This window comes from Dysgonomonas sp. 511 (genome assembly GCF_010501105.1).
Classification (GTDB): domain Bacteria; phylum Bacteroidota; class Bacteroidia; order Bacteroidales; family Dysgonomonadaceae; genus Dysgonomonas.
In genome coordinates this window covers 20,790-30,579 of record NZ_QVMQ01000028.1, presented here as the reverse complement: position 1 = coordinate 30,579, position 9,790 = coordinate 20,790, and the positions used below count along the sequence as shown (strand labels likewise).

The window sequence follows — 9,790 nt, the reverse complement described above, 5'->3', positions numbered from 1 at the left end:
GTTCATTGAAATACAGTCACTGAACTTATTACATCTGCGAAGAATATGTTGTGATAAGCTTTCAATTTTGTATCTTAGTTCATTGAAATACAGTGGAAGCTGTTAAGCCCTTATGTAAGGAATAGTTGTGATAAGCTTTCAATTTTGTATCTTAGTTCATTGAAATACAGTAGAGAGTGCGCTAGCAGGCAAAGAGTTCTTGTTGTGATAAGCTTTCAATTTTGTATCTTAGTTCATTGAAATACAGTTAGGAGCAAACAACATTGATGCAAACTCGCGTTGTGATAAGCTTTCAATTTTGTATCTTAGTTCATTGAAATACAGTGTTAAGAAATGTAACAAACTTGCTTCTATGTTGTGATAAGCTTTCAATTTTGTATCTTAGTTCATTGAAATACAGTGACGAACGCATGAAGGCGGCGAATGATTTTGTTGTGATAAGCTTTCAATTTTGTATCTTAGTTCATTGAAATACAGTATATATACACCAAGCATATATGTATGATGAGTTGTGATAAGCTTTCAATTTTGTATCTTAGTTCATTGAAATACAGTTTGGCGTGTTGGGATTGCCTGCGGTATTTCGTTGTGATAAGCTTTCAATTTTGTATCTTAGTTCATTGAAATACAGTTGGCCTTACGGCTAGGCACTTGGAGTAATAGTTGTGATAAGCTTTCAATTTTGTATCTTAGTTCATTGAAATACAGTAATAAGCATCTTTTTAAATCCTAATTGTTTGTTGTGATAAGCTTTCAATTTTGTATCTTAGTTCATTGAAATACAGTAAGAATCGTTACGAATAAAGAACCGATTGAGTTGTGATAAGCTTTCAATTTTGTATCTTAGTTCATTGAAATACAGTAGGCGGAATTAATGAAAGCGGAACCCCCGAAGTTGTGATAAGCTTTCAATTTTGTATCTTAGTTCATTGAAATACAGTGAACAAAGCGCAAGCAAACAAAATGAATGCGTTGTGATAAGCTTTCAATTTTGTATCTTAGTTCATTGAAATACAGTTTAAAGCAAGGAGAAAAATATCTGCAAGACGTTGTGATAAGCTTTCAATTTTGTATCTTAGTTCATTGAAATACAGTAAGTTACATTTAGAGGACAACTGCAGCGCCGTTGTGATAAGCTTTCAATTTTGTATCTTAGTTCATTGAAATACAGTTGAGTGCTTCAACACAATCGTTGATTGTTTGTTGTGATAAGCTTTCAATTTTGTATCTTAGTTCATTGAAATACAGTAAATATGTCTCATGGGATTTAAACAACCTAGTTGTGATAAGCTTTCAATTTTGTATCTTAGTTCATTGAAATACAGTTCCATACTACAAAGATAGATGAAAATATCTGTTGTGATAAGCTTTCAATTTTGTATCTTAGTTCATTGAAATACAGTAGAATATTAAACATATCCCTGCACCTATAGTTGTGATAAGCTTTCAATTTTGTATCTTAGTTCATTGAAATACAGTTTGTTCCGTAAGTTCAATTGGCATTGTATCGTTGTGATAAGCTTTCAATTTTGTATCTTAGTTCATTGAAATACAGTGCAGGCGGTGGCTTGAATGGCGAGTCGTAGTTGTGATAAGCTTTCAATTTTGTATCTTAGTTCATTGAAATACAGTACAGAGTAGTTTAATTAAAAATAACGAAAGGTTGTGATAAGCTTTCAATTTTGTATCTTAGTTCATTGAAATACAGTATAAATACGAAGGATCAATCTGATCAGAGGGTTGTGATAAGCTTTCAATTTTGTATCTTAGTTCATTGAAATACAGTATTATTATTATCGTTCCTAGTGAGCCTTCGTTGTGATAAGCTTTCAATTTTGTATCTTAGTTCATTGAAATACAGTTTTGTTGCGGCAATGCCGCAACAAATTTAGGTTGTGATAAGCTTTCAATTTTGTATCTTAGTTCATTGAAATACAGTTAATTTCTACCAGACGAATTGTTGTCCCAAGTTGTGATAAGCTTTCAATTTTGTATCTTAGTTCATTGAAATACAGTATGCAGTTACGTTTAAGAAAGAGATTAAGGTTGTGATAAGCTTTCAATTTTGTATCTTAGTTCATTGAAATACAGTGCAATCGGTTTGCAAGCAGTCGATGGTTTGTTGTGATAAGCTTTCAATTTTGTATCTTAGTTCATTGAAATACAGTAGATTATAAAAATAATACATACATCAAAAAGTTGTGATAAGCTTTCAATTTTGTATCTTAGTTCATTGAAATACAGTTCCTTGGATGGTTGTCACAATATCCAAATCGTTGTGATAAGCTTTCAATTTTGTATCTTAGTTCATTGAAATACAGTGGAATAGAAAATATTACCACTCCTCCGATAGTTGTGATAAGCTTTCAATTTTGTATCTTAGTTCATTGAAATACAGTTTCCTCTCTTTTTTCCTTCAGAAGAACCAAGTTGTGATAAGCTTTCAATTTTGTATCTTAGTTCATTGAAATACAGTTGTCTTGCTATCAGGTGCTTTTACAATGAAGTTGTGATAAGCTTTCAATTTTGTATCTTAGTTCATTGAAATACAGTGATAAGGATATGGGATTGTTCGGTTCTGGGTTGTGATAAGCTTTCAATTTTGTATCTTAGTTCATTGAAATACAGTACAGATATATCGGGAGCATTAACCATAGTGTTGTGATAAGCTTTCAATTTTGTATCTTAGTTCATTGAAATACAGTGAAACTAAAATAAAGACCTCTAAGACACTGTTGTGATAAGCTTTCAATTTTGTATCTTAGTTCATTGAAATACAGTCAATACCAGATTGGCAAGTTCCAGCATGGGTTGTGATAAGCTTTCAATTTTGTATCTTAGTTCATTGAAATACAGTACCGTGCCCGTTTATAACCTTCGTGCCCTTGTTGTGATAAGCTTTCAATTTTGTATCTTAGTTCATTGAAATACAGTGGGTTGGGCTATGTGAAGCTTGGGCAGTCTGTTGTGATAAGCTTTCAATTTTGTATCTTAGTTCATTGAAATACAGTCTGCAATTGCAAAATTAGGCTACGAAGTGAAGTTGTGATAAGCTTTCAATTTTGTATCTTAGTTCATTGAAATACAGTCTTTTAGACGAGTTCCTTGCTTACGACCCGTTGTGATAAGCTTTCAATTTTGTATCTTAGTTCATTGAAATACAGTTGTAGTATAACTGTACATCTTTTACTCTTAGTTGTGATAAGCTTTCAATTTTGTATCTTAGTTCATTGAAATACAGTCATCCTACTACACCCTACGAACGCCATATCGTTGTGATAAGCTTTCAATTTTGTATCTTAGTTCATTGAAATACAGTTTGACAGTACCCGGATGAATGCCAATACTCGTTGTGATAAGCTTTCAATTTTGTATCTTAGTTCATTGAAATACAGTATAGGTATATACAACCAGCTGTATATCAACAACTATCACAACTCATTAAGATTTCAAAAAATGATGTATTTCAAATAAAAATCCCGATTATAGTCGGGATTTTTTATTCTTAAAAGAGTTCTAGTTGTTGCCCTTCCGTTTTCTTAGCCTCCGCACTTTTCCCATAAAACAACTCCATCATCCCAAACTGTTTATCTGTTATGCACATTATCCCAACATGCCCCTTTTCTGGTAGAAACTTTTTAACTCGTTTGATATGGACATTTGCATTTTCCATACTCATACAATGACGTAGATAGATTGAAAATTGAAACATGGTAAATCCATCCCTTTGCAGATTTTTACGAAAATCTGCATATACCTTCCTGTCTTTTTTGGTTTCGGTAGGAAGATCGAACAGTACTAAAACCCACATAATTCGATATTGATTTAATCTGTCCTGCTGCATAGCATAATCTTATAATACAAATTCAGGATATTTTATTTTTCGCAATTTACCTTCGAAACATTGTGCCAATGAAGATGTAGTCTGGCTAACGGCAACCATCAATGGGCTTTTCCTTCCATTAATCATTACATCAATAGTTGGTATTTGCAACAATTGTGTTTTTATAGATTTCGATAATTCTTCAAAATTTTCGCCGGCATCGACAATGGAAAATACAACTGCATCGACAAACGGACGATAAGGCTCCATAATGTCGTCAGCCAAGCAATAAGCATTGTAACGGTTATGATGATGTATCCCAAATGTTGGCAACAAACCGCTGGAAACCAACGAACGTGCCACTACCGCACGGAGAATGGCATAGCCATAATTCAGCAAATTATTAGGAGGAAGTTCTTCTCTTCCTCTTACAAAATTATCAATTTGCGGAAAAGCTTCTTTCCAATAGTAGGCAGCTGCACGGGCTTCATAATTATCAGGGTCACCGCTCTTAACCTCACTCGCCCAATACTCCATATTGCGAATATTACATGAACGATATTTTTTCAGGACGCCAGTCTGATTCTTTATTTTAGCTTTGATGGTTTGCTGCCAAAGATTCTTTTTCAAAGGGTCGGTAGCCCGAATTTGCGCATTGAATTTTTCCGTCTGTGTTTTATTTCCACACAAGGGGAGCATTAGACCAACCGGCATACGATTGCTATTGCAAGTAATAAGGGCAGTATTGTTTTCCAACAACATCTCCATCAGCCCATGCGTCAGGGTGATTTGTTTGTGGTCGAGAACAATAACACCCAAATCTTCAATAGGAAAAGTCACCTCACTATCTTTCTTAAATTTTTCGGGTAAAGTGTCGTTCTTTTCAACCTCAGGTAGTTTTACGACTAACTGATTGTTACGCATACTCAAGTATGTCGGATTGCCAAAATAAAGAGTCTTTTTAATCATGGTAGTGGAGGTTTAACATTTCCTAAACAATCGATTTTCACCTTAAATGGATTAAGTAAAAATAGAGCTCCTATACTTCTTACATTTTGAAAGCGTTTGCTTTTCTTAGAATTTTCATCATCTATTATCTGAGTTTCCAAGTGATGCCTAAACATGTAATTGGCTGTTGATAATTTCTGCACCCGATACAAATATTTACTGATTTGTCCGTAATCAGCTTTTTCAATAGTATTTTTTATATCTTCTTCTGCCATCCCTAGAATAAACATCTCGTTCTGCTGCATACTCAAACTCAAATCCAAATTAGGAGGAGGGAGCTGTTCGAGAAAACTTTGAGGATAAAAGCCTTCTTTTGCCGATAAAATTTTATCCCATATTTCATTCGTGCCTTCGATAATAATAGGTATCCCATATTTCTTCCGTTCAACAGCATGCCAGAAAGTACAAACATGTTCCGATTTATTCCCTTCTTTATCTGAGTAAATAGCAATATGATGATTATTTCCGGGTTTCACGAAGCCTATTTCGTTCCCATCTTCATCTTTCTTTACAGGAACAACGGCGGAAAGCCCTGTGAAACAACGCACTGAATGGATCGGACGTTCTAGTCCCTCATCTTCATACCATCTCAACGAATCTTCACCATGTTGTACATCTTTGAAAGCCTCTTTAGCTTTTCCTCCAAATTTATTTAAGCGGTTTTGAAGAATCTCTTTGATTTTGCCGTCGATTACTTTATCAACCTTATTGAAGTTTATATCAACAGTATATTTTATCACATATTCATCTTTAAAACAAGCAGCATATTCCAACGACTTAGATTTCTCTACATCCAAATAAATAGGGTCTTTCTTGAGCGAGGCTAATGCTTTCTTCTGATCTTTACCAAATTCTTCTAAACGTTGTTCTACCAAATGCCGAATATGCGAGTCTACTATAAGCTGTGTGTTTTCGAATAGATATTTCAGTGTCTTGTTTCTTTCTATTGTCTTTATCTTTCCGTATATGCTATCTTCACTCAAAGCTCCTCTTGGCACTACAATACCTGCCTGAACGACTTTTTTATTACCCTGTTTTCCTATTTTTCGTTTTCCGAAAACAGCCACCTTTTTACCTGACTTGAAAGAAATTAAAATATTTGCAACAGCTTTTTCGATATCAACAATCGCAATCGGGCATTTTGAAATAATATATTTCTCCAATAGAGAAAGTTTTTCTTTATATTGCCCGGACCTCTGTTCTACTTCTTTGTACATATCTTCGCGGGTTTTACTCGAATTCAAAGTATTGAAACGCTGAATAAAACCCTGATCAGTACAAGCTATAACAAGAGCATCTACTGCATGATGGCGATGGTCGTCTCGTTTTGTCCAATCTTTGATGATTTCCTTCGTGTGTTTTCGTTTACCATGTTCGCTTTCCCATTCTTTCATTTCTGTTAAACCTAACTCTTTGTATTTAGGCATTTGGAGCTTCATTGTAACATCATCCCATCCCCACAGCCGGCGCAACTCTGCCGTCACTATTCCACTTGTACTCCATACATCGTAACAGATAGTTTGTAGTATTTCTCGTGCCTTTCGGGCTATATACTGACTTTCCCGCAATTGGCGTTCAATGAAATTATCCGGAATTTTATCTTCCGACATCAACAATTTATCTCGTTTTGTCTTACTTATTATTTTATTGGCAAACAATGAATTTACACGATCTACATAAGCATCAAACTCTTCTTGCGATTTTGTTTTCATAAAATCGTAGGCCGTCATATCATTCTTTTTCGAGTTGCAACGCCGATGAGCAAGCGTCTTATTGCTCTGCGAATCATCAAAGAGTTTTGATTTTGGAATAATATGCTCAATATCAACCTCATTTCCATTTATTGCTTCTGTAATCGAAATTGGCTGTCCGCAATAGATGCAAATTGCATTGAGCTTTTTATCGTGATTATCAATCTCTTCATACAAACGCCACTTAATAATATTGTTTCGGGTAGCTCGTAAACCATATTCAGAAAGACGTTTCTTTATACTTTCGTTCTCTCGTTGGCGTTTGCGTATTGCGTTATCGGTATTGCTGCGCTCCTCTTTACCCTGTTTCAACTCTCTTGCTAATTCGATACGGATTTCATCAGGTTTTCCGTACTTTTCAATAATAGCATTTACGACATTAACCATTTGGTTAAGGATTTTTTCCACTATTGGTTGACGCAATGAATTTTTCTCGATTGGCTTTAGTTTATCAAGTAATTTCCGTTCAAGATTCTCATCTTTTGTCAGAGAGTTGGAGTGGTCATATCCAGCATAACTCATTGCATCACTGTACTTGTCCCCTTCCATCAGGTAGGGTAAAATATTGCGGATAGCCTTTGCCGATTTGTTACCAAAAGCATATTTATTGAAGTCTATTGTAGAAAGTTTATTGGCGGTATCTAAATCTATACCAAAACGTTTCTGTAAGGCATTGCTACATTCTTGCACATCGTTTATAGAGTAGATGGTATGCCAGAGTTGGTAAAACGGTTCGTTCTCGACTATAGGATCAATATATTTAACGCTTTTTTCCCCTAAAACTTCTCCTGTTTTTCTTGAATATAAATAACCGAATTTATCAGTTTCAATAATGTTTAAATCGAATCTGAGCAAACTATTATATGCTTCATTTTTATCTAAAATCCGTAAGATCTCATTCTTAGTAATGTTTCCTTGTATGCCTTTTTCTATTTGTTTTGTAACAGTAAATTCATTCCGTCTTTTCCCTAATATCTTAAACAAGTCGGTTGCAGTTAATTTCGGGTTATTATCCAGATATTCAAAAATCTTTTGCTTTTCTTCCAGCGTTAACTCTAAGGTTTCACCCAATTTTGAACTTAGTTTTATATTGTTTATGTTTTCCCATATTTTGGCAATTTGGAATAAAGGAGAACTTTTAGGTGCAGCTTTAGGCCCCACAAAAACTTCTTTATTGTTTTTATCCTTAGTCCAAAAGCCTTCAAATTCACATACCGAAACAAGACCTTTCTGTGATTTCAACGGACGTTGATAATAGATAACCTCGTTGCGGATTTTAGCTATGAGTTCATCTGTCAGCCCTAAATTATCCTTTTGCCTTGCACAAATTATATCATATTCTTCTATATAGGCTTCGCGTGGAAAGATATTCTCTTTTACACGAAAATATTCGTCCTTCTTTAATTCGCTGTGAAAATATTGTCCGATTGTGAATCCTAAATCTTTAATTTTATCAAATCGATTTTTTACATCTTTTACATATTCAGTATCTTTTTTACCAAGATTGGCATCGCTTCTACTACTTTTATAGCCTCGTTTTTGGTTGAGCCAAAGTAATAGACGTCCCAATTCTTGTTTTGATATGTTTGATATAACCGCTTTGTTGCGTAATTCCCAAAGTTGCATCTTAGGTAGCTTCTTCAGATTATCATCGGGCATCATATTATTTTCGATAAGAACATCAACTAAATATTTGCGCCTCAGTTGATAACGATCATAACCTTTACGGGCGGTACGCGCTTTTGTTCGCAACGAATTTCTACTTTCACCAGTGCCTTTGGCAAAATCCTGACTCTCAGCTCCATTATAAGGAATAATACGGCTTCCTAATCCCAGAATCTTATTAGTATCCTTATCTATCAACGCCCAACCTATACTGCTTGAACCTAAATCCAGACCTAAAACTTTTTTCATAACATTCAAATTTTATCTCACAAATACACAAAACAATGCTCTCACCTATTACATATGAAGCATACTTCTCTATCTTCCTATTCTAAATGGGGCAGTATTTGACGAAATATTGTTACTTGGGCACCAATCCAAGTTTGTTTTGGCTCCAAATCAAAGCACCCATTTTTACAAATTTATTCATTTTTTAATTAAAATGATGGTTTGATTTGATAATTTTATGCAATAGGTGTTATGATAAGCTAATTTGTATTTTGTAGATATGATTTTTTGATATATATTTGCCTTTACAAAATTGAAGCTTATCACAATAAGGATTATTCCGTTGTGAAAACATTTAAGGCGGGAAGTAATTCTCGCCTTCTTTTTTAGGTTTTATATTTGATAATCGCATTAATCCTTTTCCAGTCCTCCCTTGTAGCAATCGTCTGAACTCCTATCAAACCATGATGTTTGCCGAATAATTACAAAGCAAAAGGGCTAAAAAGACCTCCACAAAAGCTAAGTGATATATTTCATAATCCGTTTTACTATGGAAAGATTAAACACGCATATCTTGATGGGAAAATAATAGATGGAAATCAAAAAACTCTAATTATGAAGACATATTCAATAAAGTAAATGGACTTAATAGGAATGTAGATTATTCTCACGCAGATGAAACATCTGAATGTCCATTAAAACGCCATGTCTATTGCTGTAAGTGGTATGTGGGTGCCTTATATTATACACCGGAGACAAGTAGAATCCTTGTTTTGCATTGTTTGAATGCTATCCATGATATGGTTATCAAAGAAAAAGTGTACATGAAACGTTTATGAGCATCCGTTACTACCTTGGCTATCATTGACCAAACACAACTTTGACAAAGTAAGACATTATTTATAAGTTATTTAGGTCAAAATTCATGGAAAATATATTCTTGCTAAATTTCCCATGAATTTCCCATGCGGTTGCTGTCCAAGTTGGCTACTCCTGCCCCGACAAAGCATGACTTCATTCGTTTTTAGGCATAAAAAAAACGCTTAGAACTATCTCGTTCTAAGCGTCTTGTCTATTTCTTTCTTCGTTTGACTTGGTTTGATCAAACTTAACCAAGTTTGCGATGTAGTCCCATGCAGATTTGAATAACTTTTTATAACTATATAATAACAAGTACTATACAAATAAAAAAACATATCCTTAATCCTTTCCCCCCATGAAATTTCCACGAGGTGGGTGGTGTTGCTCAAAACATCTAAACTCCTATATATTTTGAATGAAATATATATTTAATTTCTGTTTTTAACAGCTACCC

General features: G+C 34.3%; 3 protein-coding genes and 1 CRISPR repeat array. All 3 genes read right to left on the bottom strand.

What is annotated here, in order from left to right:
* Window positions 1-124: 124 nt before the first annotated feature.
* Window positions 125-1,249: a CRISPR direct-repeat array (repeat unit 47 nt; unit sequence GTTGTGATAAGCTTTCAATTTTGTATCTTAGTTCATTGAAATACAGT).
* A 2,256-nt stretch (window positions 1,250-3,505) separates the two neighbouring features.
* Genes cas2 through cas9 form a run of 3 tightly spaced genes read right to left on the bottom strand, consistent with a single transcriptional unit; the run spans window position 3,506 to window position 8,496 of the window.
* The gene (gene cas2, locus D0T57_RS12510) at window positions 3,506-3,844 is read right to left on the bottom strand and encodes a CRISPR-associated endonuclease Cas2 (protein ID WP_255490590.1); all 339 of its coding nucleotides are present in this window, start codon (window positions 3,842-3,844) and stop codon (window positions 3,506-3,508) included.
* 9 nt (window positions 3,845-3,853) lie between these two features.
* Window positions 3,854-4,792, bottom strand: a complete 939-nt coding sequence (cas1, locus tag D0T57_RS12505) for a type II CRISPR-associated endonuclease Cas1 (RefSeq protein WP_163273830.1) — start codon at window positions 4,790-4,792, stop codon at window positions 3,854-3,856.
* A complete protein-coding gene (cas9, locus tag D0T57_RS12500) occupies window positions 4,789-8,496 on the bottom strand; it encodes a type II CRISPR RNA-guided endonuclease Cas9 (protein WP_163273829.1) in 3,708 nt (1,235 codons plus the stop codon). Before cas9 ends, cas1 begins: the two co-directional genes overlap by 4 nt.
* Window positions 8,497-9,790: the final 1,294 nt, after the last annotated feature.

What these genes read in the sequence shown, in the direction of transcription:
- cas2 (WP_255490590.1), bottom strand. Translation starts at nt 3,844, where the DNA reads ATGCAGCAGGACAGATTAAATCAATATCGAATTATGTGGGTTTTAGTA.
- cas1 (WP_163273830.1), bottom strand. Translation starts at nt 4,792, where the DNA reads ATGATTAAAAAGACTCTTTATTTTGGCAATCCGACATACTTGAGTATG.
- cas9 (WP_163273829.1), bottom strand. Translation starts at nt 8,496, where the DNA reads ATGAAAAAAGTTTTAGGTCTGGATTTAGGTTCAAGCAGTATAGGTTGG.